At 41.8% G+C, this 25,998-nt stretch carries 16 protein-coding genes; 12 read left to right on the top strand and 4 right to left on the bottom strand.

Going from position 1 to position 25,998, the window contains the following annotated elements; all coding sequences use genetic code 11:
- The first annotated feature begins 2 nt into the window (after nucleotides 1-2).
- The 3 genes from DW182_RS09180 to DW182_RS09190 are packed head-to-tail and all read left to right on the top strand — an operon-like array spanning nucleotide 3 to nucleotide 3,666.
- Nucleotides 3-1,763, top strand: a complete 1,761-nt coding sequence (locus tag DW182_RS09180; RefSeq protein ID WP_117708012.1) for a tetratricopeptide repeat protein — start codon at nucleotides 3-5, stop codon at nucleotides 1,761-1,763.
- Nucleotides 1,760-2,356: a DUF4292 domain-containing protein gene (locus tag DW182_RS09185; protein ID WP_117708013.1), complete on the top strand. Its 597-nt coding sequence runs from the start codon at nucleotides 1,760-1,762 to the stop codon at nucleotides 2,354-2,356. The genes DW182_RS09180 and DW182_RS09185 overlap by 4 nt, the downstream gene beginning before the upstream one ends.
- On the top strand, nucleotides 2,353-3,666 hold the full coding sequence (locus DW182_RS09190; protein ID WP_118295312.1) for a murein hydrolase activator EnvC: 1,314 nt from the start codon (nucleotides 2,353-2,355) through the stop codon (nucleotides 3,664-3,666). The genes DW182_RS09185 and DW182_RS09190 overlap by 4 nt, the downstream gene beginning before the upstream one ends.
- 246 nt (nucleotides 3,667-3,912) lie before the next feature.
- Here DW182_RS09190 and DW182_RS09195 read toward each other — a convergent pair whose 3' ends face one another.
- Both DW182_RS09195 and DW182_RS09200 read right to left on the bottom strand, forming a co-directional pair.
- On the bottom strand, nucleotides 3,913-4,989 hold the full coding sequence (locus DW182_RS09195; protein WP_118295313.1) for a M20 family metallo-hydrolase: 1,077 nt from the start codon (nucleotides 4,987-4,989) through the stop codon (nucleotides 3,913-3,915).
- A gap of 182 nt (nucleotides 4,990-5,171) precedes the next feature.
- The gene (locus DW182_RS09200; protein WP_044533570.1) at nucleotides 5,172-5,831 is read right to left on the bottom strand and encodes a porin family protein; all 660 of its coding nucleotides are present in this window, start codon (nucleotides 5,829-5,831) and stop codon (nucleotides 5,172-5,174) included.
- A gap of 227 nt (nucleotides 5,832-6,058) precedes the next feature.
- On the opposite strand from DW182_RS09200, the gene DW182_RS09205 reads away from it, so the two are divergent.
- Both DW182_RS09205 and xyl3A read left to right on the top strand, forming a co-directional pair.
- Nucleotides 6,059-7,864 (top strand): long-chain fatty acid--CoA ligase, encoded by a 1,806-nt coding sequence (locus tag DW182_RS09205; protein WP_115503820.1) that lies wholly within the window; start codon nucleotides 6,059-6,061, stop codon nucleotides 7,862-7,864.
- An 88-nt stretch (nucleotides 7,865-7,952) separates the two neighbouring features.
- Nucleotides 7,953-10,541, top strand: coding sequence for a xylan 1,4-beta-xylosidase (gene xyl3A, locus DW182_RS09210; RefSeq protein ID WP_118295314.1), 2,589 nt, complete (start codon nucleotides 7,953-7,955; stop codon nucleotides 10,539-10,541).
- A gap of 79 nt (nucleotides 10,542-10,620) precedes the next feature.
- Here the strand turns inward: xyl3A and DW182_RS09215 are convergent, their stop codons facing one another.
- Nucleotides 10,621-12,099, bottom strand: coding sequence for a glycoside hydrolase family 28 protein (locus DW182_RS09215; RefSeq protein ID WP_118295315.1), 1,479 nt, complete (start codon nucleotides 12,097-12,099; stop codon nucleotides 10,621-10,623).
- A gap of 189 nt (nucleotides 12,100-12,288) precedes the next feature.
- Nucleotides 12,289-15,207: a pitrilysin family protein gene (locus DW182_RS09220; RefSeq protein WP_021968211.1), complete on the bottom strand. Its 2,919-nt coding sequence runs from the start codon at nucleotides 15,205-15,207 to the stop codon at nucleotides 12,289-12,291.
- A 102-nt stretch (nucleotides 15,208-15,309) separates the two neighbouring features.
- Between DW182_RS09220 and prfB the strand changes: the two genes are divergently transcribed.
- The 7 genes from prfB to DW182_RS09250 all read left to right on the top strand — a co-directional run bounded on the left by prfB (nucleotide 15,310) and on the right by DW182_RS09250 (nucleotide 25,919).
- Complete coding sequence (prfB, locus tag DW182_RS09225) at nucleotides 15,310-16,425, top strand: peptide chain release factor 2 (RefSeq protein ID WP_007660677.1); 1,116 nt, start codon at nucleotides 15,310-15,312, stop codon at nucleotides 16,423-16,425.
- A gap of 199 nt (nucleotides 16,426-16,624) precedes the next feature.
- The gene (locus DW182_RS22295) at nucleotides 16,625-16,762 is read left to right on the top strand and encodes a hypothetical protein (RefSeq protein ID WP_007660676.1); all 138 of its coding nucleotides are present in this window, start codon (nucleotides 16,625-16,627) and stop codon (nucleotides 16,760-16,762) included.
- Between the two features lie 7 nt (nucleotides 16,763-16,769).
- Nucleotides 16,770-17,237 (top strand): CYTH domain-containing protein, encoded by a 468-nt coding sequence (locus DW182_RS09230; protein ID WP_007660675.1) that lies wholly within the window; start codon nucleotides 16,770-16,772, stop codon nucleotides 17,235-17,237.
- Nucleotides 17,238-17,353: 116 nt separating this feature from the next.
- Complete coding sequence (locus DW182_RS09235) at nucleotides 17,354-18,646, top strand: DUF4010 domain-containing protein (RefSeq protein WP_118295316.1); 1,293 nt, start codon at nucleotides 17,354-17,356, stop codon at nucleotides 18,644-18,646.
- A gap of 185 nt (nucleotides 18,647-18,831) precedes the next feature.
- Nucleotides 18,832-21,357 (top strand): outer membrane beta-barrel family protein, encoded by a 2,526-nt coding sequence (locus tag DW182_RS09240; RefSeq protein WP_118295317.1) that lies wholly within the window; start codon nucleotides 18,832-18,834, stop codon nucleotides 21,355-21,357.
- Between the two features lie 233 nt (nucleotides 21,358-21,590).
- The gene (locus DW182_RS09245) at nucleotides 21,591-21,875 is read left to right on the top strand and encodes a hypothetical protein (protein WP_118295318.1); all 285 of its coding nucleotides are present in this window, start codon (nucleotides 21,591-21,593) and stop codon (nucleotides 21,873-21,875) included.
- Between the two features lie 1,461 nt (nucleotides 21,876-23,336).
- The gene (locus tag DW182_RS09250) at nucleotides 23,337-25,919 is read left to right on the top strand and encodes a hypothetical protein (RefSeq protein WP_118295319.1); all 2,583 of its coding nucleotides are present in this window, start codon (nucleotides 23,337-23,339) and stop codon (nucleotides 25,917-25,919) included.
- The last annotated feature ends 79 nt before the right edge of the window (nucleotides 25,920-25,998 follow it).

Raw genomic sequence — 25,998 nt, forward strand, 5'->3', positions numbered from 1 at the left:
TGATGATGAAGATTAGATTTAACATACTATCGCTTTTCTTGTTGTGCGCGTTACTTGTATCGTGTGGCACTTCCCGTCAGGGAGGTAAGAAGCAACGGAAAGGGATGAAGACGCAGGTTATGCTTACGCCCGAACAACAGCGTAAATACGATTACTTCTTTCTGGAAGCCTCCCGCCTGAAGATGCAAAATGATTATGGAGCTGCTTTCGATTTGTTGCAGCACTGTCTGAGCATCAATCCGAATGCGTCATCGGCTCTATATGAAATATCGCAATATTACATGTTCCTTAAACAAGTTCCCCAGGGACAGGCAGCTTTAGAAAAAGCTGTGGAGAATGATCCGGATAATTACTGGTATAGTCAGGGACTGGCAAGCCTGTACCAACAACAGAACGAGATGCAAAAGGCTACTGACTTGCTGGAAAGCATGGTCACCCGCTTCCCGGATAAGATGGATGCTCTGTACAGCTTGCTGGAAATATATAATCGTTTGGAAGAGTATGATAATGTGATTACTACTCTGAATCGTCTGGAAGAAAAAATGGGTAAGAACGAGCAGCTCAGTATGGAGAAATTCCGCATCTACTTACAGATGAAAGATAATCAGAGTGCTTTCCGTGAGATTGAAAGTCTGGTGGAAGAATATCCGATGGATATGCGTTATCAAGTAGTGCTGGGGGATGTCTATATGCAGAATGGCAAAAAGGATGAAGCTTACAACATGTACAAGAAGGTACTTGCTACCGAGCCGGATAATGCCATGGCCATGTACTCACTGGCATCCTACTATGAGCAGACCGGACAGAAAGAACTCTATGAACAGCAATTGGATACCCTTTTGCTGAACAAGAAAGTACCTTCCGATACTAAATTGAATGTGATGCGCCAGTTTGTGGTTGAGAATGAACGGGCAGGCAAGGATAGTACTCGCGTGATTACTCTTTTCGACCGTATCTTGGAACAGGATCAGGACGATGCACAAATGCCTATGCTCTATGCCCAATATCTCCTTTCCAAGGGGATGAATAAAGAGACAATGCCTGTGCTGGAACAGGTGTTGGACATAGATCCTACCAACACAGCCGCCCGTATGACGCTTCTGGGTGAAGCGGTTCGTAAGGAAGATTATAAAGAAGTGATCCGGCTTTGTGAGGCAGGCGTTGAATCCAATCCGGATATGTTGGAGTTCTATTTCTATCTTGCTATAGCTTATAATCAGGCAGAACGGGCAGACGATGCACTTGCCGTTTGCCAGAAGGCATTGGAAAACATTACGGAAAAGAGCAAGAAAGAAGTCGTTTCGGATTTCTATGCCATCATGGGTGATATTTATCATACGAAAAAGATGAATGCAGAGGCCTATGCCGCATACGATTCTGCATTGGTTTACAATTCGGCGAATATCGGAGCCATGAATAACTATGCTTATTATCTTTCTTTGGAACGTCGTGATCTGGATAAAGCGGAGGAAATGAGTTATAAAACCGTGAAGGCTGAGCCGAATAATTCTACTTACCTGGATACTTATGCCTGGATTTTATTTGAGAAAGGCAATTATGCTGAAGCACGCCTTTATATAGACGATGCTATGAAGAATGAGGGTGATAAGAGTGACACCATTGTAGAGCATTGCGGTGATATCTATTATATGACCGGTGATGTGGAAGGTGCCTTGAAGTATTGGAAGCAGGCCCAGGAAATGGGCAGTGAGTCCAAAACTTTGAAAAAGAAGATTGAGAAAAAGAAATATATACCAGAATGAGAGTATTACACAGCAAATACAACATAGCAGGACGTATTCGTATCCTGCCCTTTTTGCTTCTCCTAAGTCTAGTGGTAGGTCTTTCCGGCTGTAAAACTTCCCGGAGAATGACTTCATCAACAGGAGAACCTCGCTATTTGTCTTCTAAGGTACAACTGACCATTCCTAATAAAGGAGGTACAGTTACAGTGAATGGTACAATGAAGCTTGTGAGCGGAGAACGTATGCAACTTTCTTTTTTGATGCCTATTCTTCGCAGTGAAATAGCTCGATTGGAAATCACTCCCAACGATGTACTGATCGTAGATCGTATGGGAAAACGTTATGTTCAGGCTACCCGCAAAGAATTGAAGGATATCTTGCCCAGGAAGGCAGACTTTGCCCATCTGGAAAAGATTCTTTTTGATGCTGCCAAACCCGGTGGTAAGGCCACTTTGACGGGCAAAGAACTGGGTATCCCTTCTTTAGAGAAGGGTAAAATTGTTCTTACCGACTTCTCGAACAAAGAGATATCGTTGACACCTACTCAGGTGTCTTCCAGATATACTAAAGTTGAATGGACTGAACTTTTAGAGATGTTGGCGAAGTTATGAGACATTTTCTTTGTATCTTCATAGGTTGTTTCTGTCTGGCTCTGCCGCTTTGTGCCCAATCCAACAAGATGATAAAGGAGTTGGAAAGTAAACGGGGCGCTTTGCAAAAGCAGATAGCTGAGTCGGAAACACTCTTGAATACTACAAAGAAAGATGTAGGTAGTCAGTTGAACGGGCTTGCCGCCCTTACCGGACAGATAGAAGAACGGAAACGGTACATCCTTACCATCAATAATGATATGGAAACTATAGACCGTGAACTCTCCAAACTGGAACGGCAATTGGTTCGCCTTGAAAACGATTTGAAGGATAAGAAAAAGAAGTATGAGTCTTCTGTCCAATATCTGTATAAGAATCGTTCCGTTCAGGATAAACTTCTTTTTATTCTTTCGGCCAAAACACTGTCGCAGACGTATCGCCGTTTGCGCTATGTGCGCGAATATGCCGACTATCAGCGTCTGCAAGGCGAAGAGATTCTGAAAAAACAAGAACAGGTCAATCAAAAGAAAACAGAACTGCAACAGGTAAAGAAAGCGAAAGCCAGTTTACTGAAAGAGCGTGAAGTCGAGAAAGAAAAGTTGGAAGCTCAGGAAAAAGAAAAGAGGACTTTGGTGGCCAACCTGCAGAAGAAACAACGCGGTTTGCAAAATGAACTCAATAAAAAGCGTAAGGAAGCCAACCAGTTGAATGCACGTATCGATCGTTTGATAGCCGAGGAAATAGAGAAAGCCCGTAAACGTGCAGCTGAAGAAGCCCGCAAGGAAGCTGCTGCCCGTAAAAAAGCTGCTGCCAAAGAAACGAAATCGGCTGCAACTTCTTCTTCCGAAAAGGCTACAACGAAGAAAGCGGCGCCTCTTGAAACTTATACGATGGATAAGGCAGACCGGGAACTTTCCGGTAGCTTTGTCAGTAACCGTGGCAAGTTGCCAATGCCTATTACCGGACCTTATATTATAACCAGCCGCTATGGACAGTATTCTGTAGAGGGGCTTCGTAATGTGAAACTGGATAATAAAGGGATAGATATTCAAGGCAAGCCCGGTGCACAGGCACGTGCTATCTTTAATGGAAAGGTGGCTGCTGTTTTCCAGCTGAACGGTCTTTTCAATATCTTAATCCGTCATGGAAACTACATATCTGTCTACTGTAACTTATCTTCAGCCTCAGTGAAGACGGGCGATACTGTAACTACCCGGCAAGTCCTCGGACAAGTATTCTCGGATGGTGCGGACAATGGACGTACGGTACTTCACTTCCAGTTGCGTAAGGAGAAGGAGAAACTGAATCCGGAGCCGTGGCTGAATAGGTAGCGTATCAGGTATAGTTTTGTTTTACCTTATTGATTCTTTTATTTTTCCTAAAGGATAATCGGGTGTTAACCAAGGTTGACAGGCTTGTCAACGGCAGTTAACAGGCCCGTTGACCAAGGTTAACAGGCCTGTCAACCTTGGTTAGCACCTGAAACTGCCAGTATCTTGATGCGATAATCTCTTGGCTTTGATGTCTTTGTCCCTTATGTCAGATGTCTTTATCCCCTTATATGGAAGTGGGAGGGATTAGATATCAATGGTTGCTCCGTCCAGTAGTTCCAGATATAACCCGATAGCCTCTTCTATTTCCTGAATGAAAATGAACTCATCTGCCGTGTGTGAACGGCTACTCTTTCCCGGACCCATTTTGAGCGAGGGAAATGACATTAGTGCCTGGTCGGAGAGGGTAGGAGAACCAAAAGGTACACGTCCCATTGCTACGGCACGCTGTACTATCGGATGTTGTTCTTCTACGTGAGAAGAACTTAAGCGGAACGAACGTGCTTTGGCTTCGCAAGAAATATGTTTTTGTATTTCAGTAAATAGTTCCTGATTGCTATAACATTCGTTGCTGCGGATATCTACTACAAAAGTGCAGCGGTCGGGAATGACATTGTGCTGTGTACCTGCATTTATTTGTGTTACACTCATTTTTACAGGCCCTAACAGCGGAGAGACTTTTTCAAAGCGATAGTCACGAAACCAAGCGATGTCTTCTAATACCTTATATATAGCGTTGTCTCCTTCGTTTCGTGCAGCATGTCCGGCTTTACCGTAAGCAGTTACATCCAGTACCATTAGTCCCTTTTCTGCAATGGCGGGCTGCATCTCTGTAGGTTCGCCTACAATGGCAAAGTGGATCGGAGGAAGTTCCGGTAATACACACTCGATACCACCCTTTCCGGACACTTCTTCTTCACAGGAAGCAAGATAAATGAGATTGTACTTCTGCGTCGTACGGCAGAGTTGCAGAAAGACTTGCAATAGGCTGACAACGCTTGCACCGGCATCATTACTTCCCAGCCCGTATAGTTTTCCGTTGCTTTCCTGGGTTGGGGTAAACGGATCTTTTCGCCAACCGTTCACGGCTTTCACGGTGTCAATATGTGAGTTTAGTAACAATATGGGTTTATTTAAATCGAACATTGGGCTGAGACACCAGATATTATTGCCTTTTCGTCCGGTTGCCATGCCTTGCAGCTCAATATAATTCTGTAGATAATCTGCCGCTTTTTCTTCATCGCGGCTGATGGAAGGAATCGCAATCAGAGACTTAAGAACTCCGGTTGCCTCAGAAACCATTGTAGGTATATCGTAAGTCATATCTCAATCAGTTAAATTATTGTGATGCAAACTTACGGATAAATACTGAAATATGCTTAATAGACAGGATAAAAATGCCTCTTCGGCTATTGGTACTTATGAATAAAAGGGTACGGAAGAAGGAGAGAAGGGAAGAGAAAAGGGTGCTTGCTGACACCCTTTTCTGATTGTCTTATATTTGTTTAGAACATATAGGAGAAGGAAATCATTAGGTTACGGTTTTTCCAATCACTATCGTCTATTGTTTCAAGCAATCCCCAATCATAGCTAATAGCGACTTGATATTTCTGATTGAATTCAACGCCTGTTTTAATTCCTAAGCCTAAATCAAAGCGTTTCATTTTATCCTTTCCGAATATGTTTTCAGATCCTTCACCTTTTAAATCACTGGGATCTATCCCCCATTCTTCCCAATCTATGTTTCCGCCAGCACTACTAAGGTCAGCTTTGGCTTTAATTTTACCGAATACGCCGATAGCAGCATAAGGGCCTGCATTTCCAAAGACAGCAAAGTTTTCATTTATGACATATTTATATCCCATATGAACCGGAATTTCCAGATAATAGGGATTAAGCTTGAGATTTACCAATGAGCCATAGTTAAACTTAGCACCTTTCGATGTCAATAGTCCGCCAAATTCAAGGTAAACACCTTCAGCAACTTGCGGCAATGCCATTTCTGCCTTTACACCTACGTGGAAGCCTGTTCTGCTATTCAAAAAATCATTGGAGTATTTACTACTGTTCATACCTGCCGTGACACCCCATCTGAGGCTTTCCTGTGCGTTTACACTCCCTAAACCTATCGCCAGTATGGCGACTAATGCTAGAATCTTTTTCATGTCAGTTAAGTTATTGTATTGATATTTGAAAAACTATTGGGTGCAAATATATACATATATTTGTATTTCTTTGGAAAAACGAACAAAAATGTAGGGTAATCACTTCTTTTTATAGTAGGATAGTACTAATATTGCGGAAATATATACTAAATATTTAATTCTCAATATAGAAATAGTTTCAAATGAAACCACTACCTTTGTGCCGTATTTACCAATATATGAATAATATGACTTATCATCATTTATCTGTCCTCGTACATCGACGGGCAGAGAAGTATGGCGACAAGGTGGCTCTGAAATACAGGGATTACGAAACGTCGCAGTGGATACCCATCACTTGGAATCAATTCTCACAAACAGTTCGACAAGTTGCGAATGCACTCGTAGAGTTAGGAGTGCAGGAGGAAGAAAACATAGGAATCTTTTCTCAGAACAAGCCCGAATGCCTTTATGTGGATTTCGGGGCATTTGCTAACCGTGCAGTGACCATACCTCTGTATGCTACCAGTTCACCGGCACAGGCACAGTACATTATCAATGATGCTCAGATACGTTACATCTTCGTAGGCGAGCAATTCCAGTATGATGCGGCTTTCAGTGTTTTTGGCTTTTGTCAATCATTGCAGCAATTGATCATCTTCGACCGGGCTGTTGTACGCGACCCTCGTGACATGACTTCCATCTATTTCGACGAGTTCCTGGAAACAGGAAAAGGTTTGCCGAACAACGATATCGTGGAAGAACGCACTTCCCGTGCATCGGATGATGACCTTGCGAACATTCTCTATACATCCGGTACTACCGGTGAACCGAAGGGGGTAATGTTGCATCACTCTAACTATATGGAGGCTTTCCGTATCCATGATATCCGTCTGGTAGATATGACTGATCAGGATGTTTCCATGAATTTCCTTCCCTTGACACATGTCTTCGAGAAAGCATGGACATATCTTTGTATTCATAAAGGCGTGCAGATTTGCATTAACCTCCGTCCTGTGGATATCCAGACTACCATTAAAGAAATCCGTCCGACATTGATGTGCAGTGTTCCCCGTTTTTGGGAAAAAGTGTATGCCGGTGTGCAGGAGAAGATTGCTCAGGAAACAGGCTTGAAGAAAGCTATGATGCTGGATGCCATTAAGGTAGGTAAGATACATAACATAGATTATCTGCGTAAAGGTAAAACTCCGCCATTGATGAACCAACTGAAATATAAGTTCTACGAAAAGACAGTTTATGCTTTATTGAAAAAGACGATTGGTATTGAGAACGGTAATTTCTTCCCTACTGCGGGAGCTGCCGTGCCCGATGAAATCTGTGAATTTGTTCATTCGGTAGGCATCAATATGTTGGTTGGTTATGGTCTGACCGAATCGACGGCTACTGTCTCCTGTTTCCTCAACAAAGGTTATGAAATAGGTTCGGTAGGTACGATAATGCCCGATGTGGAAGTGAAAATCGGCGAGGAGAACGAAATACTTCTGCGTGGAAAGACTATCACGAAAGGTTATTATAAAAAAGCGGAAGCTACTGCTGCTGCTATTGATAAAGATGGCTGGTTCCATACCGGTGATGCCGGTTATATGAAAGACGGGCAGCTATATCTGACGGAGCGGATCAAGGACTTGTTTAAAACTTCCAACGGAAAATACATTAGTCCGCAAGCGTTGGAGACGAAACTGGCTATTGATCGTTACATTGATCAGATTGCCATTATTGCCGACCAGCGTAAATTTGTGTCTGCCCTTATTGTTCCGGTCTATGGCTTCGTGAAAGATTATGCCAAGGAAAAAGGGATTGAATATAAGGATATGGAAGAGCTGCTGCAGCATCCTAAGGTGATCGGTTTGTTCCGTGCTCGCATAGATACCTTGCAACAGCAGTTTGCACACTATGAGCAAGTGAAGCGCTTTACTCTTTTACCCGAACCTTTCAGCATGGAACGTGGTGAACTGACTAATACCTTGAAGTTGAAGCGCCCTGTAGTTGCAAAGAACTACAAGGAGTTGATAGATAAGATGTACGAAGAGTAAAAAAATACACTTCAACAACTAATATTTCCCCATAAAAGAAGTTTCTGTTTTGTACTTTTGCAAAGTTCTATTAATTGAACTTTAAAGTATGAAACAGAAACTTTTTTATCTATTGCCTATTTTAGTCTTGACCGGTTGTGGACAAGTATCTTACAAAAACACCTCATTGTCTCCTGAAGAACGTGCAGACCTGTTGGTGAAAGAACTGACACTGGAAGAAAAGGTACAACTCATGATGGATGGTTCCCGTCCCGTGGAACGATTGGGTATAAAACCGTATAATTGGTGGAATGAGGCACTACATGGGGTTGCTCGTGCAGGGTTAGCTACCGTTTTTCCTCAGCCTATAGGTATGGCTGCGTCATTTAGCCCCGAAACGGTATATGATGTATTCACTGCCGTGTCTGATGAGGCGCGTGCCAAGAATACTTATTATTCATCTAAAGGCAGCCGTGAGCGTTATCAGGGATTAACTATGTGGACGCCTACGGTCAATATTTATCGTGACCCGCGTTGGGGGAGAGGTATCGAAACCTATGGCGAAGACCCTTATCTTACAAGCCGGATGGGAGTAATGGTAGTAAAAGGGTTGCAGGGCCCTGCAGACGGAGACTATGATAAGTTGCATGCTTGTGCCAAGCACTTTGCCGTACACTCCGGTCCCGAATGGAACCGCCATTCTTTTAATGCGGAGAATATCAAACCTCGCGATTTGTATGAAACATATTTGCCACCTTTCGAAGCCTTAGTGAAAGAAGGAGAAGTAAAAGAAGTGATGTGCGCTTACAACCGTTTTGAAGGTGAACCTTGTTGTGGCAGCAACCGCTTGTTAATGCAAATCTTACGCGATGAATGGGGGTTTGATGGTATAGTTGTGTCCGATTGTGGTGCCATTGCCGATTTTTATAATGACCGTGGACACCACACGCATCCGGATGCTGAGTCTGCTTCTGCCGCAGCTGTAGTGAGTGGTACTGATTTGGAATGTGGTTCCAGTTATAAAGCTTTGGTGGAAAGTGTAAAAAAAGGATTGATCTCTGAAGAAAAAGTAAATACTTCCGTGAAACGTTTGTTGAAAGCCCGTTTCGAGCTGGGAGAAATGGATGATTTGGAAAAAGTATCTTGGGCAAAAATACCTTTCTCTGTAGTCGCTTCTGCTGCCCATGATTCATTGGCATTGAAAATAGCCCGTAAGTCCATGACGTTACTGATGAATAAGGATAACTTTTTGCCGTTGAGGCGTGGAGGGCTGACAGTAGCTGTTATGGGCCCCAATGCCAATGATTCTGTCATGCAATGGGGAAATTACAATGGAATGCCGCCGCACACTGTAACTATTCTGGATGGAGTGCGGAATTTGCTCGGCGCTGATGATAAACTGATTTATGAACAAGGTTGCCCGTGGGTAGAAAGAACCTTGATTCATAGTGCATTCAGCCAATGTAAGTCGGTGGATGGCCCTGGTTTTACTGCCCGTTACTGGAATAATCTGACGCGTGAAGGTAGTCCTGTGACTACTACTCAGGTCACCACTCCTTTCCGTTTCTGCACTTCGGGTGCCACGGTTTTCGCTCCGGGAGTAAATCTGACGGACTTCTCTGCTACTTATAATAGTGTATTTACTCCTGTACAATCCGGAGAAATCGTACTTGAAGTATACTGTTACGGAAACGGGCGTCTTCGTGTAAATGGAGAAGAGGTGAAAAGTTTCTCTAATAAGCATGGTGCCCGTAAAACGACTCATGCCATGAAAGTACAGGCCGGTCAATCCTATGATATAGAACTCGATTTTGAATATCTTCGGAGTGATGCTCAGTTAAACTTCGATCTTGGCTTCAAGAGAGAGGTCGATATTCAGAAATCCGTCGAGCAAGTGAAGGAGGCAGATATCGTTATTTTTGCAAGTGGCATATCTCCCAGTCTTGAAGGAGAAGAAATGGGAGTCAACCTGCCTGGCTTTAAGAAAGGTGACCGTACGGATATTGAACTTCCGGCAGTTCAGCGTGAACTGATTGATGCTTTGTACCGTGCCGGCAAAAAGATTGTCCTGGTTAACTGCTCCGGATCTCCTATCGGATTGGAACCTGAAACTAAGAAATGTGAAGCCATTCTGCAGGCTTGGTATCCGGGACAACAAGGTGGAACAGCAGTTGCCGAAGTGCTGTTTGGCGATTATAATCCGGCGGGTAGATTACCGGTAACATTCTATCGAAATGTATCTCAGCTTCCTGATTTCGAAGATTATAATATGGCCGGGAGAACTTATAGATACATGCAGGATACCCCGTTGTTCCCATTCGGATATGGGCTGAGTTACACTACTTTCAGTTATGATAAAGTTGTTCTTGATAAGAGCGAGGTTACTGCCGGACAAACTTTGAAGTTAACTGTTCCGGTCACAAATGTGGGAAAACGCGACGGTGAAGAAGTCGTTCAGGTTTATCTCAAAAAGCAAGGTGATGCGGAAGGTCCTGTAAAAACACTACGTGCTTTCAAGCGTGTATTTATCCCAGCCGGACAGACTACTAACATAGAGTTCGATTTGAAAGATAAGGAACTGGAGTGGTGGGATGAACAAACCAATACAGTGAGAGTCTGTTCGGGAACTTATGATATTATGGTAGGTGGTAGTTCGGAGGATGAATCTTTGCGACGAACTTTAGTTACCATAAAATAGTAATAAAGAGTACTTCTTGAATATCAGATTACGCGGGTCACTTAAAGATCCGCGTAATTTGTATATCATCTGTTGGAAGTTATTTTCTCATGATCTGTGTGGAGTCACAATGAATGATATTCACATTCTCCACATCCTTCTCTATATTTACTACCGGCTGATTGTCAATCGGCTTCTTTGAACGTACATCATTTAAGAATATGCCATTGCATTGTCTGAAGTCGAATGATGGTCCTTCGTCCACTGTAAAGCTGACATTGTTAAATTGTATATCTGTTGCTGTTTCCGCTTTAAATCCTTGTTCGGCTACTATATTCATATTGGAAAAAGAGAGTTCGGATACAGGCATCTCTTCAATTCCTTTTATATATCCTATTCGTTTTATATCATTTCCTGTGACATTACTCAAATGAATATTGCGGAAGATAGGTGTACGTTCACTTACAGGCTCCACTTTCGATAAACGGTCATAAAACAAGTCGAAGATAAAGGCATCTCCCTGAATATTCTTCATTACAATATTATCTACCCGGATATCTTCTACTACACCGCCGCGCCCGCGGGATGCTTTTAACCGGATACCGGCATTAGTTCCGTCGAATACACAATTGGATATTGCCACTCTTTTTACTCCACCTGACATTTCACTACCGATGACTACTCCACCATGCCCGGAAAGCATAATACAGTTGGTGATTGTAATGTTCTCACAGGCTTTTCCATATTTACGTCCATCAGCATCACGTCTGGATTTGATGGTGATACAATCGTCTCCAACGCTGATAAGACAATCGGAGATGCGTACATTTCGGCAGGAACTCGGATTGATGCCATCCGTATTGGGGCCTTTGGGATCGCTCGACGGATTATTGATAGTAACCCCGTGTATTGTCACGTTATCACAAAATGCCGGATTGATAGTCCAGAAAGGAGAGTTTATGATCTTTACATTTTCGATAAGGATGTTGGTACATTCGTAGAACTGGATAAAAGGCGGGCGGAACATACGGCGTTCTAATGAGGGTTTGTAATAGTCGGATATTTCCAGATCTTTATTAGCGTCCACCCACATCTGCTGCAGTTTATCCAAGGCAGGGAGTTTGCCGCCGTTTTCTTTTATCACTTTCCGGGTATCAAATTCCCACAGCCACCACTTTAATCCGTTTCCATCCAGTGTACCGCGTCCGGAAATGGTTACGTTATCTGCTGAGTGTGCATAAATCAGTGGTGATAAACTTTTCATCACAGTACCTTCCCAACGTAAGGTGACGAAGGGCAGATAATCCTCAAACTTGTCGGAGAAACGCAAAACTGCACCCGATTCCAAGTACAACGTTATGTTACTTTTCATGTGAATGGTAGCAGTAAGGTAAGTTCCGGCAGGGAAATAAATAGTTCCGCCACCTTCCGAAGCTGCTTTTTCAATGGTTCGGTTGATCAGTTCCGTACAGGACTTGATACCTTTGGCATCTGCTCCCAACTGTTTCATGTCGAATGTGCGGGACATGGCTACCACAGCCACCATTATTCCCACAATAAAAATAGATAAACGTTTCATGGGTTGTCTTATGTTCTTTGATATGTGATAAAATATGAATACGTGGACAAAAGTACGGAATCATACAACGGTGAAGGGGGATTTTTTGTGTAATAAGGAGTATTTATAGATTGAAGTCAAGGAAAATTGCTAACAAAAAAAGGGCTGTACATTATGTACAACCCTTTTGGCTTTTATTTGTCGGAAATTTTAGTATCCGAAGATATCTTCCTGTTTCAGTTCAATCACCGGACCTACCTTCTTCAGACTTTCCATATCCAATTCTTTCTTGTCACCAAGAATACAATAAGTATATGTACGTCCCTTGATCCACTTGTTCTGGTAGTCGATAACATCCTGCAACGTCATGTTCTGCACATCATTGTACAGTTTGATGCGGCTATCCACATTCTGTCCCAAGTATTGAGCACTGATGTAATCCCAGATGACATCCATCTTGATGGTACGGTCAGTACGCATGCGGGCAATCATACCATCTTTAGCAAGTTTAAAAGCAGCTTCTGATTCAGGCATGTTATTGATGATATCATTGAATGTATTGATTGCATCTATCATCTTATCGTTCTGCGTAGCAATCTGCGTACGGAGAGTGTAGGGATCAGTCAGGTAAGACGGTTTCAGCATACCGGCCCATGCTGAGTAAGCCAGACCGCGGCTTTCGCGCATTTCCTGGAATACGATAGAATTCATACCACCACCAAAGTATTCGTTATACAATTGACGGCCTGATTCTGCAGCAGGATCAAATTTCTCTCCCTTATTGGAGACTTGTGACATGTAAATTTGCTTAGCTTCATACGGAGCAATGAAAATCTTCGTTTCCGGTGTGAGCAACGGTTCGAAGTTATTTCCTTCCGGAATTTCGTTCAATGTTTCCGGAGCCTGATGTTCTTTATTGATGATGGCAAGTAATTCATCCTGATTATTGGGGCCATAATAAAGAATACGGTGTTTGAAGCTGTTCAACTGCTTGATACGGTCTACAAGTTGCTGTGGATCCATAGAAGTCAGTTCAGCTTCGGTCAATATGTTGGTTGACGGAGACTTCGGACCATAAGTGGCATAAGTCACCAAGCGTGAGAAGTTTTGCATCTGATTCAGCTTGGCATCCTTGCGTGATTTCAGGATATCATTAGCCATATTGGTGTAAGCTTCCGGATTAACTTTGGCATTTGCCATCAGTTTTTCGAAGAGAGCCATGGCAGCAGGCATGTTCTCGCTGAGGCCGGAGAGCACTACATAAGTACGTTTTGCACCCGGAGATACGAAGAATGAACAAGCAAGGCGGTAGAATTCGCTTTTTACTTCTTCCGGAGTCATGTCGGCTGTGCCGAGGTATTCCAGATATTGAGCAGCAGTACCCAATGCCTTGTCATTGTTGTTACCCATATCAAAAAGGTAAATCAACTGGAAGATGTCATTCGTTGTATTTTGTTTGTAGAGTACAGGAATATCCGATTTAGCCTTCAACTGGGTGAGGTCTTTGGAATAATCCAGGAATACCGGTTCAATAGGAGTCACTACGCTTGCCTGAATTTCTTTCAGGAAAGTGCTGACTGTATCGCGGTTCATCACGATAGGAGTGATTTCAGGCTTCGACATCTTCTTCTCATTCGGGTCTTTGCCTTGCTTCTTGTAGATAACGGCATAGTTATCATCTTTCAAGTATTTGTTGGCAAAAGCTACGATGTCATCTTTTGTCAGTTTAGACATGCGGTCGAGAGCAGTCACTTCATCCGCCCAGTCGCTACCGTTTACGAATGATTCAACGAACATATCTGCACGTGCATCATTGTTTTCTAACTGTTGCATCTGATACAGCTTGAAGTTGTTGATGTTGGCTTCCAGCATCTTTTCGTCAAAGTCACCCTCGCGGAGTTTCTTCAATTCGCCCAATAAGAGGTCTTTGACTTCGTCCAATGTCTGCCCTTGTTTGGGGCGTCCCTGCATCATGAATGCACTGTAGTCGCTCATAGTCATCGGATAACAATAAGCGCTCAGGGTCTTTTGCTGTTGTGTCAGATCCAGGTCTATCAAACCGGCCTGTCCGTTATAAAGTATTTGGGAAACCACTTGTAAGGTTTCTACGTCTTTGTCTGCTGCTCCGGGAAAACGCCATGCCAAGGCAACGCTTTCAGCATCCGGACCTAAAATTTCACGTACAACAGGTGCTGTAATTGGAGTTTCCTTCGGTAAATCCAGTTTCGGCAGATCAGGATTCGGTTTCAAACCACCGAAATACTTATCAATGGTTGCAATCATCTGATCGGGATCGAAATCACCTGAAAGACAGATAGCCATGTTGTTGGGCACATACCATTTCTTATAATATTCCTTGATATTGGTGATAGAAGGATTCTTCAGGTCTTCTTGTGTACCAAGTACGGTCTGTGTGCCGTAAGGATGGTGTGGGAAAAGAGAAGAAAGTACAGCCTCGTATACCTTACGCGGGTCGCGGGTCAGTGACATGTTCTTTTCCTCATAAACTGTTTCCAGCTCAGTATGGAAACCACGGATTACGCAATTTTCAAAACGTTCTGCCTGGATTTTGGCCCAGTTGTCAATCTGGTTGCTGGGGATATCTTCTGTATAGCAAGTTACGTCGAAGCTGGTATAGGCATTCGTTCCGTTGGCACCGATGGCAGCCATCAGCTTGTCGTATTCGTTAGGAATGGCATACTTGGAAGCTTCGTAAGAGATACTGTCTATTTTTGCATAAATAGCTTTACGCTCAAGACTGTCGGTAGTCTTACGATAGATTTCAAACTGTGCTTCGATCTGGTCGAGCAAAGGTTTCTCAATCTCGTAGTTTTGGGTACCGAAGTTTGTGGTACCTTTGAACATCAGGTGCTCAAAGTAGTGAGCTAACCCGGTTGTTTCTGCAGGGTCGTTCTTTCCACCTACACGTACGGCAATGTACGTCTGTATGCGCGGTGTTTCCTTGTTGACGGTCATGTAAACTTTCAGACCATTATCCAGAGTGTAGATACGCGCTTTCAGCGGATCGTTGGGAACTGTTTCATAACTGTACTTTGAAGTACAACTTCCTAAACTTATCGCTACCAGTAGGATAAGCATTAAACCAATTTGTCGGAATAGTTTGTTCATAAGCTGACTTATTAGATTGATAACTGCAAAAATATGCGTTTTTTTCATACCTTTGCACGCAAAAAGTAAATATTTTAACTAGAAGGTTTATTTTCATAGATTATGATTACCATAGAACAGCTGAAAGACGTAAAGGAGCGCACCGAAGCCCTCTATCGCTATTTGGATATAGAAGGAAAGAAAATCCAGGTAGAAGAAGAACAGTTGCGTACCCAGGCTCCCGGTTTTTGGGATGACCAGAAGGCTGCCGAAGCGCAGATGAAAAAGGTGAAAGGTTTGCAACAATGGATAGCCGGTTATAATGAAATAAAGACATTATCGGAAGAGTTGCAACTGGCTTTCGACTTCTACAAAGACGAACTTGTTACGGAGGAAGAAATAGACGAGGCTTATGCCAAGGCTTCCACTGCTATTGATGAGCTTGAATTGAAAAATATGCTTCGTGATGAAGCCGACCAGATGGACTGTGTGTTGAAAATCAACTCCGGTGCAGGTGGTACGGAAAGCCAGGACTGGGCAAGCATGCTGATGCGTATGTATCTGCGTTACGCTGAAACCAATGGTTATAAAGCTGTGATATCCAACTTGCAGGAAGGTGATGAAGCAGGTATTAAAACTTGCACCATCGAAATTTCGGGTGATTATGCTTATGGATACCTGAAAGGAGAAAACGGTGTGCATCGTCTGGTACGTGTATCTCCTTACAATGCGCAAGGTAAGCGTATGACCTCTTTCGCTTCGGTCTTTGTCACTCCACTGGTAGATGATACTATCGAGGTGAACATTAATGTTGCCAATATTTCTTGGGATACTTTCCGTTCCAGTGGTGCCGGCGGTCAGAATGTGAACAAGGTGGAGTCTGGTGTTCGTCTGCGCTATCAATTCAAAGACCCGTATACGGGCGAGGAAGAAGAAATCCTGATTGAAAATACGGAAACCCGCGACCAGCCCAAGAACCGTGAAAATGCAATGCGTCAGCTGCGTTCTATCCTGTATGATAAAGAACTTCAGCACCGCATGGCTGAACAGGCTAAGGTGGAAGCCGGTAAGAAGAAAATCGAATGGGGCTCTCAGATACGAAGCTACGTATTCGACGACCGTCGTGTAAAAGACCACCGTACTAACTTCCAGACTTCGGATGTCAATGGAGTGATGGATGGCAAGATAGACGGTTTCATCAAGGCGTATCTGATGGAGTTTGCAGGACAAGGAGAATAAATCAAAACTCTGCTATACAGTAAATGGGTATCACCTGATGAAGGAAAGGTGATACCCATTCTTTTTTTAAGTGAATCATATTTGATAGGTAGGGAGAAGATATTAAGTTGATATGAATAAATTTTCTCTTTTATTTTGGAAACTTCCCGAATTTCATGTTACTTTGTTATCAGTTGAACTTTAATACTAAAAGCACATTATGGGAAAGAATAAGAAAAAGGTTATGCATAGCCGTAAAGAAGAAGAACAAGCTAAGAAAGTGTTGTTGATTATTGGTGTATCTGCATTGATATTGGTGCTGGTAATGCTGATAGGATACTCTTTCTTGGGGAAATAAGAAATAGATGTCACAAGAAATAGAACGGAAATTCCTCGTGACGGGGGATTATAAATCGAGGGCGTATGAACAAAGCCGTATTGTGCAAGGTTATATCAGTAGCGCAAGGGGCCGAACCGTACGGGTACGTATCCGTAGCGGAAAGGGATACCTTACGATAAAAGGTGCTTCCGATGCCTCAGGCCTCAGCCGTTATGAGTGGGAAAAAGAAATTCCACTGAATGAAGCGGAGGAGCTGATGAAGCTCTGTGAACCGGGAGTTATAGATAAGACCCGTTATCTGGTACGGAGCGGGCGGCATACGTTTGAGGTGGATGAGTTCTACGGTGAGAACGAAGGGCTGGTAGTTGCTGAAGTAGAATTGGCTTCGGAAGACGAGGCTTTCGAGAAACCGGACTTCATAGGTGAGGAGGTGACGGGTGATATTCGTTACTATAACTCACAATTGAGGAAGTGTCCCTATACGACCTGGTGAAGTGTAACAGCCTGTCGACAGGAAGTTAATGCCTTGTCCGCAAGAAGTTAAGTTCTTGTCAACAGAAAGTTAACTCTTTGCAACCGGCTGCTAATTAGATATATTTAGAGCAGGAAATGGAGAAACTTTATGAATATCTGCCGAGAGAATTGGTAACTTTTGTACTGGTAACCTTATTCTCTTTATTGATAGGTCTTTCACAGCGGAAAATCAGTTTGAAGCGTGAAGGTGAAACGACCTTGTTCGGTACGGACCGTACGTTCACTTTTATAGGTATTCTGGGTTATTTGCTTTATATTCTCGATCCGGTGGAGTATCGCTTGTTTATGGGTGGAGGAGCGATATTAGGTCTGTTGCTCGGACTGAATTATTACGTCAAGCAATCTCAATTCCATGTATTCGGAGTTACTACCATTATTATTGCACTGATTACTTATTGCATTGCCCCTATTGTAGACACGCAGCCCTCTTGGTTTTATGTGATGGTGGTGGTGACGGTATTGCTTTTTACAGAATTGAAGCATACTTTTACAGAACTTGCGCAGCGTATGAAGAATGACGAAATGATCACTCTAGCCAAGTTCCTTGCCATCAGTGGTATTATCTTACCCATGCTGCCCAACGAAAACCTGATACCGGATATAAATCTCACTCCTTATACCGTCTGGCTGGCTACGGTGGTGGTATCCGGCATCTCTTATTTGTCTTACTTGCTGAGGCGGTATGTTTTCCATGAATCCGGTATTCTGGTATCCGGTATCATCGGTGGTTTATATAGTAGCACGGCAACCATTTCCGTGCTGGCACGCAAGAGCCGTAAGGCGCCTGCGCAGGAAGCGCCGGAATATGCAGCAGCCATGTTGCTGGCTGTAAGTATGATGTTTCTCCGTTTCCTTATATTAATAGGTATATTCAGTAAGGAAATTCTTGCGGCTATCTATCCATATTTGCTTATTATGTCTTTAGTGACGGCCGGAGTAGCTTGGTATCTGCATCGGAAGCGTAAACAAGTTCCGGCAACAGATGAAGAGGCTGAAGAAGAAGATAGCAGCAACCCGTTGGAATTTAAGGTTGCACTTATTTTTGCCGTTCTGTTTGTGATATTCACTATTGTGACGCATTACACTTTACTTTATACGGGTACTGGTGGATTGAATGTGCTGTCGTTTATTGCCGGGCTGAGTGATATTACTCCGTTTATTTTGAATTTATTGCAAGGTTCGGGAGTTGCTGTTATGGTGGTGACGGCTTGCTGTATGCAGGCTATTGTGAGCAATATTGCTGTAAATATGTGCTATGCGTTGTTTTTTGCAGGTGGGAAGAGCCCGTTGCGCCGGTGGGTATTGCGTGGGTTTGGTGGTGTGATTGCAATCAATGTCTGTTTGCTTCTTTTCTTCTATTTGCTATAGATTTTATTAGGATACTTACAAATATTCTCTATTATCCCCTTTTCTTTGTGCTTTTTTAACTCCGAAATTCTCGTAGATAAAGAAAAAGAGCCTATTTTTGCTGCATCCATGTGACAAAATGACTACATTATACGTCTAATACAAAAACAGTCAACTAAATATTCATCAAACAAACAAAAACAGAAATGAAAATTAAATGCTCTTTGCTGCTCATTATGCTGGTGGTATCCTCATTGGTAGCGGCACAGAATGCGGCACCTACGTTCCAGATTAAAGGAGTCTTGCTCGACTCGCTGACGCAGGAGGGAGAACCTTACGCCACAATCAAAATCGTAAAAAAAGAAGCTCCTGCGAATGCTTTGAAAATGCTGGTTACGGACATGAAAGGTAAGTTTCAGGAGAAAGTGCCTGGAACAGGTAATTTTGTGATGACGATTTCTTCCATTGGTAGAAACACGATTGTGAAAGATTTCACAGTGAAAGCGGGCGAGAAGATCGTTGACTTCGGAACATTGTATGTTACGGATGCTTCCAATGAATTGGGACAGGTGGAAGTTGTTGCCCAAAAGCCTTTGGTGAAGGTGGATGTGGACAAGATAGAATATAACATCGAAGATGACCCTGACTCAAAAACCAATTCTGTGATAGAGATGCTGCGGAAAGTGCCTCTGGTGACGGTAGACGGTGAAGACAATATTCAGGTAAACGGTAGCAGTAGCTTCAAGATACACGTCAACGGCAAGCCCAACAATATGATGAGCAATAATCCCAAGGAAGTGTTGAAGAGTATGCCTGCCAATACCATCAAATACATTGAGGTTATCACTTCGCCGGGAGCAAAGTACGATGCAGAAGGAGTGGGGGGAATTCTCAACATTGTAACCGTTGGCAGCGGATTCGAAGGATATACCGCTACTTTTAGCGGCCGGGCCAGCAATATGGGACTGGGAGGCGGTGCTTACGCTACGATCAAGCAAGGTAAGCTGACGCTGACAGGCAACTATAATTACAGCTACAATAACCAGCCTACCAGTTATTCGGACAGCTACCGGGAAGATTACAATTCTACCGACCAAAAGTATTTGGAGTCTACCAACGAGTCGGATTATAGCGGACAATTCCAACACGGCAATGTGGAAGCCAGTTATGAGATAGATACCCTGAGGCTCATTACCATGTCTGTGGGCATGTATGGCGGCGGAAATGACAATGAATCGAAGGGGAACACCGATATGTGGAATGAAGCACGTGATGCAAAGGCGTATAGTTATCGTACCTTAACGGAAGGTGATGGTTCGTGGTATTCTATCCGCGGTAACATCGATTACCAGCGTACTTCAAAAAAGAACAAGAACCGTATGCTCACTTTGTCTTACAAAATCAACACCCAGCCACAGGAGAGTGACAATTACAACCGTTATCTGGATCGCTATCAGGTGCCTGAAGCTTTCCAACTTTACAATTCGCACACCTTTGGCAAGACCAATACTACAGAGCATACTTTCCAGGTGGATTATACGACACCCATCGGCAAGTTACATACTATAGAGACGGGTGTGAAGTATATCATCCGTAATAACACAAGTGAAAACAACTTTGAGGAAGACAAGAGTAGTGACGGTAATGGTAACTATGTGTATAACGAGGACCGTAGCAGTAACTACAAACACCTGAACGACATCCTTGCGGCCTATTTGGGTTATACGCTACGTTACAAAGACTTTACCTTCAAACCCGGTGTACGCTTTGAACACACGGCACAGGATGTGCGCTACATAGTCGGTGCGGGTGAAGATTTCAAGGTAGACTATAATGATGTAGTGCCTTCCGTATCTATGGGCATTAAACTTGGACCGACGCAGACATTGCGTGGAGGATATGACATGCGAATCTATCGTCCTGGTATTTGGTATTTGAATCCTTACTTTGACGATCGTAACCCGATGTTTATTAGTCAGGGTAATTCAGAATTGAAAAGTGAGAAAAGTCATGCGTTCAATTTAAGTTATAGTAGTTTTACAGCCAAGTTTAATGTAAATGTATCGCTACGTCATTCGTTCAATAACAATGGAATTGAGAATGTAAGTCGTCTGATAGGTGAAGGTGGTGAATACTTTGGACCAGACCAGGAGCATTTTGCTCCCGAAGGTGCTCTTTACAGTACATATGAGAATATAGGTAAGAGTCGTAATACCAATATGAGCTTATATCTTAATTGGAATGCATCACCCAAAACGCGTATTTATATCAATGGACGTGGTGGTTATTCAGATCTCAAAAGTCCGTCGCGGAACTTACACAACTACGGTTGGCAAGGTTCTATGTATGGTGGTATCCAGCATACTTTCCCGTGGAAGTTGCGCGCTAGTTTGAATGCAGGTGGAAGCACACCTTACATCTCTCTGCAAGGAAAGGGTAGCGGCTATTCTTATTATAGCTTGAGCGTGAACCGTTCGTTCCTCAAGGATCGATTGACGGTGAGCGTCTATGGCTCGAACCTGTTCTCCAAATATATGAACTTCAATAATACAACTTTTGGAGACAATTTCTATTCTACCAGCAAGAGCCGTTATCCCAACCGCTCGTTTGGTATGAGTATCAGCTATCGTATTGGTGAATTGAAGGCCAGTGTGAAGAAAGCTGCCCGTTCTATCAGTAACGATGATGTGAAAGGTGGCGGCGGTACTCAAGGCGGTGGCGGTGGAGAATAATCTATAGCTAAGAAATATAAGGAGAGGAAGCTTTTGTGATAGGCTTCCTCTTTTTTTATGGGTTATAGCTGATTCTAACTCTTTTATATCTCTGTGTTACAATAATAAAACGTTGTTTTGTTTAAATTGCAAGAAAAATGTATATATTTGCATTTATAATACAAACGCAACTTTGATACTTAACACTCGCATTTTTTGAAACTCACATATTGTTAAACTTAAATTGAGGTGTTATGAAAGTAAAACTACTATTTCTCGTGCTTTTTGCGATTATTTGGGACGTTCATTCAGGGCATAACGTCATGAATTCATTCTCCTTCGCTTCCTTTGACAGATATCTGGAAAAGTCACAAGTTTCCAAGAAAGTGAATGGTGGATTTTCTATAAATCTTGGTTTATTTACTATTGGACATAAAAGAAAGATGACTGAGATTTTTAGTTCAACAGTAACCAATAATACGCAAGGTGTATTTGGAGAACTAAATGTTGCAATAGATCAAAATGTCTATGAAATGTAGTACAGCAGTAATATCAAGGCGGAAATAATGGAAAAATATCTGACTGCAACTTTTAAGGATGAATTATAGTATAATACACCGATGAATGAGTTTTAAAAATTATGGTGTTTTTGTTATTAGGAATGCAGTTTACACTCTTCCATCTATCGATATTTCTTTAGATGAACTGAGCCAATACACTCTCATTGCTCTCTGATGAAAATATTGATGTATTATTTATTGAAGGCAACTGGCTATGTATTGGTTAGTTGTCTTCTTATAAAGATCTTTGTATTCTATAGTAAATAGAAGAAATATTTAAAAATGAGTTCTATAGAATATTGGTGCTTTTGTGGAAATACTAGATGATTTTTGAAAGTGAAATAGATTTACCAAGTTCAAGAAGAACTTGGCGCTTTTTGTTTTCTTTTTTATATTAAATGTATATATATGTGCATATATACAAAGAAAATAAGCCACCTTATCGCTTGTAACTGATAAATGAGCTTTTTTAAGTTTCATTTAGCTTACGGTTACAAAGATATGCGTTTTTTTGTAAAAACAATACATTTATACTCTTTTTAACGTGACAAAAATGAACTTTGGAAGAATGTAATCAAACAAGTGAGTTTAGTACTATTAATGCTATCAAATAGAGAGTATTACTTGCAATGTAGTCAATGCTTATAATAAAGTGACTTCATTATATAATTCATTTATTTCCATATCTGGTTTTCTACCTATTTATTCTTAGGTTTGAGTCTAATCTGATTCAGGAGCATACAAATCGCTATTATTGAATGAAATTATCTTTTATATGTTATATTGGCACACTTTCTTTCTACCCCTTTTATGACTTATCAAAATATCGCCTCTGCAGAGTATATCGGTAAGATAAAAAGCGTTTTAAAAACGTTCTTCTTGAACTAGCTATTTCTAGCACTGAGATACTGTTTTTATTTACAAAATAAATGTAAGTAAGAAGTTGTATAAAATGTTTTGATGTGACTAATTGGAAGGATATGTTTAATAGCTTATTCACATTATAAAATAACGAATATGCCAAATGCAAAAAAAACGCTTTCATTGGTGAATTATTGCATTGTATTTATTGTATGCTGCTTTTGCAATAATTCAAAGTTAGAGGGTACTATCAGAGTATCAACTCTCTATAATGATGCCGCTTTTAATGATAATTTTATGCTATCACCTGTTCCTCCCTTTTGAAGATGTTCGAAAGGAGAAAGAATATCATTTTCACTCTTCTATTTGAAAGATACAATTGCTGGTTGTAAATTCTGAAATGTAGAAATTATGAGGCTGCTAGTATCTGTTATGTCTCAACTATGGACTGTATATTTATGATTCCCAGGACAATTTATGAAAAGAATAATTGATTACGTATAGAGGTCTTGTTTTGGCGAATTGGAAAATATAATGGATTGCTGATTCGTGTATTTATTAATTTAATTTGTTTGATTTATGAGAAAATTGTATCGATGTCTATTCCTGCTAAGTACATTTGTATTGGCTGGGGGAATGTGGAGTTGTTCTGACGACGATGATGAAACTGAAAGTGTTGTTATAACACAAACAAGTACGGATGAAACGAGCGAAGTATATGCAACTTCTGCTACGTTTAAACTGGCTACTCGAGGGGTGGAGTCTTTTGCCTATCAGGTAGTGGAAGGTGCTGATGCTACTGCTCCCGCAGGAGAAGTGATTTATGCTGAAGCACAGGAAAATAATATGGTCATTTCTGTGGAAGATGGTGATAATGAGGTTACGGTATATGGCTTGGAGGGGAATAAAACTTATACTGTATTTTTTGCATTGAAAAAGGGTGCGGAGTATATTGTAAAGTCGCAGACGATTACTACGCCTGCTTATACACGCCTTATAACAGTTATAGATACAAAACCTTATAGTATAAAAATACATATTGAGATGCCGGAAAATACTTACTATAAGTTATCTTTTGGAGCTCGTGATATGTATCAGGCACAAAAAGATCAATTTGGAATGACTGATGGTGATTATGTGTCATATGGACAATTGTATAAAGGTGCTAAGACTATAAACTTGGTTGATGGTGAATATTTGGAGGAAAATCCGGTACCTGATAAAGATTTTCCTATTCAGGTGTTACCTGGCTATCCTTATGTGATATTGGTTGCAGAATGTGATGCAGATGGCAATGTATTGTGTGAATATGATTATGGTGATGGCGGAGATGATTGGGGACCGATGAAAACTACCCGGTCGGCTACTGCTCCGATGACAGATGGCTATACGGAAGAGTGCTCTGACGCGGCAGTTACGTTTAATGGTAAGTATGCAAAGCAATATGTCTATGGTGGTTCAACATTGGTTGAAAGTAAGATTACCGTTGAAAAAACAAAAATAACGGAACGTTCGGCTACTTTCACGATTACTCCGGATGAAAACGTTGTCACCTATGTTGTAGATGCAATGACAAAGGAAGATTATGATTATTATGTTACGATATGTGGTGAAAGAGGTATACCTACTTTTGAACTTACTAATAATGAAATGTATACAGGCTCTCAGGTTATGTCTACCAATCCAGCTTATCTTCCTTTTGAAAAGGGGAAAACATATAAACTGATTGTTGTAGGTACATACAGTGAAGATTATAGTGTACAAAGTATTCAGATTATAGATTTCACCCCGTTTGAATCTACGAAGCCGGAAGCAAAACTGGAGATTACTGCTAAAGAAGACCCGGATAAGAATCCCTGGATGGTATGGTTTAACATCAAAGCTCCGGATAAAAATTGTTCATATATCAGATATCTGATGAATTATATGAAAGAGTGGACTCCTATGTTGAACTCGGGTACCACTAAAGAGCAACTGATGCAATCATATGGTAATTATGTTACAGAGGCCGAAATCATGAATGCAATTAATAGTAATGATGGTTATGACATCGGCTTTACTTCCTGGGAGCATACAGAGTCAATGCTAATGGTGGCTTCCTTTAATGAAGATGAAAAAATGGCGGTGTATGAAGGGAAGTCTACTTCTTTGCCTGAACCGGATAAAGAACGCGTGGATTCTCCACTTTTCGATGATTTGAAAGGGGATTGGACTGCGACATGTCAAGCCCAATGGCAAGATTATACCGGAACGTATGACCAAAAAGTCTCATTTAAGGTCACTATTGCTGGCGGACCCGAACAGGGACCTTCTTTTGTGAGTGCAATGGACTCGAAAGATTATGATGCACTTTTCAGTTATTTCAAGGAAAGTGCCATAAAGAATGGTCAGGATGAGGCTACTGCTGAAGCTTATGCAAAAACCAAAGTAGCAGAACTCTTTGATGAGTATAAATCGGAAGCTACACGCTATGCTGGGAAATACAGAGGACAGAACCGTTTGGTTGGTTTGAGATTTGATGCTGCACATGAATATATGAGTGCTTGGGACTTATTCTGTAATCTCGATTATTCGGCTTATGACACTGAAGAGCTATTCTACGATTATGGTCCGAAGTTATTCCTGGAAATCAGTAAGGATGAGAACGGTAAAGATAAACTTGAGCTGACAGCCGACCAGAGTTGTGTTGCTCCTGTTTCTGCATGGAAAAATTACGAAGTATTGTTCGTGGGATATAACTCTGCTGTTTATGATAATGCTCCTTTGGGACATTTCCCAATAACGGTTTCTTCTGATAAGAATACGATCACAATCGGAGGTGTTGAAGCTGACGATGTGATGTGCTATCCTTCTCCAGCTTACTATTCATTTGTTAATCAACCTGTTTTCATTTCAAAGATTACGTCACCAATCACTCTGACAAGAGGTTGGACAGAACCGGAAAAGAAGATGGCTCCTACTGCGAAAGCACTTGAGCAAACAACTGTTGGAGCTGAAAAGGTTGCATCTCATAAAGGAAATCGCTTTATGCGTACTAGTTTGCCTTGGACAAAGGATGGATTATTGCCGCTGATGCCGGAGACTACTATAAAGTCCATTTCTCTGAAAGAGAATATTCAGAAGAAAGCAGCTGAATTACATACTAAGATGCCTAAGAAATAATTGTAGGTAATTAAAAAACTATTTAAAGGATACACCGGAATTATTCCGGTGTACCTTTTCTGTTATTAATTAAGAAATA

Origin of the sequence: Bacteroides sp. AM16-24, assembly GCF_003471885.1 — a bacterium.
Taxonomy (GTDB): Bacteria; Bacteroidota; Bacteroidia; order Bacteroidales; family Bacteroidaceae; genus Bacteroides.

Excerpts from the sequence above, each read along its gene's own strand:
- DW182_RS09190 (WP_118295312.1), top strand. The coding sequence starts at position 2,353 with ATGAGACATTTTCTTTGTATCTTCATAGGTTGTTTCTGTCTGGCTCTG.
- DW182_RS09240 (WP_118295317.1), top strand. The coding sequence starts at position 18,832 with ATGAAAATTAAATGCTCTTTGCTGCTCATTATGCTGGTGGTATCCTCA.
- prfB (WP_007660677.1), top strand. The coding sequence starts at position 15,310 with ATGATTACCATAGAACAGCTGAAAGACGTAAAGGAGCGCACCGAAGCC.
- DW182_RS09205 (WP_115503820.1), top strand. The coding sequence starts at position 6,059 with ATGACTTATCATCATTTATCTGTCCTCGTACATCGACGGGCAGAGAAG.
- DW182_RS09245 (WP_118295318.1), top strand. The coding sequence starts at position 21,591 with ATGAAAGTAAAACTACTATTTCTCGTGCTTTTTGCGATTATTTGGGAC.
- DW182_RS09180 (WP_117708012.1), top strand. The coding sequence starts at position 3 with ATGATGAAGATTAGATTTAACATACTATCGCTTTTCTTGTTGTGCGCG.
- DW182_RS09200 (WP_044533570.1), bottom strand. The coding sequence starts at position 5,831 with ATGAAAAAGATTCTAGCATTAGTCGCCATACTGGCGATAGGTTTAGGG.
- DW182_RS09230 (WP_007660675.1), top strand. The coding sequence starts at position 16,770 with ATGTCACAAGAAATAGAACGGAAATTCCTCGTGACGGGGGATTATAAA.
- xyl3A (WP_118295314.1), top strand. The coding sequence starts at position 7,953 with ATGAAACAGAAACTTTTTTATCTATTGCCTATTTTAGTCTTGACCGGT.
- DW182_RS09220 (WP_021968211.1), bottom strand. The coding sequence starts at position 15,207 with ATGAACAAACTATTCCGACAAATTGGTTTAATGCTTATCCTACTGGTA.
- DW182_RS09185 (WP_117708013.1), top strand. The coding sequence starts at position 1,760 with ATGAGAGTATTACACAGCAAATACAACATAGCAGGACGTATTCGTATC.
- DW182_RS09235 (WP_118295316.1), top strand. The coding sequence starts at position 17,354 with ATGGAGAAACTTTATGAATATCTGCCGAGAGAATTGGTAACTTTTGTA.
- DW182_RS09250 (WP_118295319.1), top strand. The coding sequence starts at position 23,337 with ATGAGAAAATTGTATCGATGTCTATTCCTGCTAAGTACATTTGTATTG.
- DW182_RS22295 (WP_007660676.1), top strand. The coding sequence starts at position 16,625 with ATGGGAAAGAATAAGAAAAAGGTTATGCATAGCCGTAAAGAAGAAGAA.
- DW182_RS09215 (WP_118295315.1), bottom strand. The coding sequence starts at position 12,099 with ATGAAACGTTTATCTATTTTTATTGTGGGAATAATGGTGGCTGTGGTA.
- DW182_RS09195 (WP_118295313.1), bottom strand. The coding sequence starts at position 4,989 with ATGACTTACGATATACCTACAATGGTTTCTGAGGCAACCGGAGTTCTT.